General features: G+C 73.2%; 2 protein-coding genes. Both read right to left on the reverse strand.

Features of this window, described 5'->3' with window-relative positions:
- On the reverse strand, positions 1-694 hold a 694-nt coding region (locus GUY61_RS38685), incomplete at its 3' end, for a ScbR family autoregulator-binding transcription factor (RefSeq protein WP_166634948.1).
- Positions 695-707: 13 nt separating this feature from the next.
- Positions 708-844: carboxyl transferase domain-containing protein (locus tag GUY61_RS41410; RefSeq protein WP_166632685.1), on the reverse strand; the 137-nt coding region annotated here is incomplete at its 5' end.

Raw genomic sequence — 844 nt, forward strand, 5'->3', positions numbered from 1 at the left:
CCAGGCCGGCGTGCCGGGCCAGGTCGAGGACCGCCGGCTGCTGGACGAACACCGCCTCGGCTCCGACGTCCACGGGTATGCCGCCCACCTCGCCGAGGCGGAGCTTGCCGCCGAGCCGGTCGGCGGCGGCAAGGCGCGGCAGCAGCAGCTGCCAGAACCTGGTGATGGTGCGGGGCGCGAGCCACTCGGGGTCCTGCGTCCCCAGTACCTCGAAGCCGGTGGTCGCCGCCACCACGGCGCTGGCCACCTGTTCGGGCGTGACGGTGTTGAGGAGGCCCTCGCGGGCCGCCCGTTCCAGTGTCTCCTCGACCCACCCTTGCCACTGGCGGCGCAGGTCCCGTCCCTCCCGGCGGATCCGGTGACCGCTCAGATCGAAGCCGGCGCGCAGCACCACGTCGCCGGCGAGGCCGCGGGCGAGTTCGTGCGAGGCGTTGACGAGGCGTTGCAGCGTGTTGCCCGCCGGGCCGTGGTGGGCCCGGGTGAGGGTTTCGAGGCGTCTGGCCGCCGCGTCCTCGACCGCGCCGGCCAGGGCGGCCTTGCTCGCGAAGTGGAAGTGGAGCGCTCCCGCGCTCACTCCGGCCCGGGCGCTGATCGCGCTGAGGGAGGCCGTGCTGAAGCCGTCCCGGTCGAAGACCGTGGCGGCCGATGTGATCAGCGCCTCGCGTGTACGCAGCGCTCGTTCCTGCTTGGCCATTGAGGGTGCTCCGTTATTGCGGGGGGTTGCCGTGCTTGCGGGAGGGCAGGTCGGCGTGCTTGGTCCGGAGCATCTCCAGGGAGCGGATGAGCACGTCGCGGGTCTCGGCGGGGTCGATGACGTCGTCGACGAGGCCGCGTTCGGCCGCGT

The organism is Streptomyces sp. GC420, assembly GCF_009916105.1.
GTDB lineage: Bacteria > Actinomycetota > Actinomycetes > Streptomycetales > Streptomycetaceae > Streptomyces.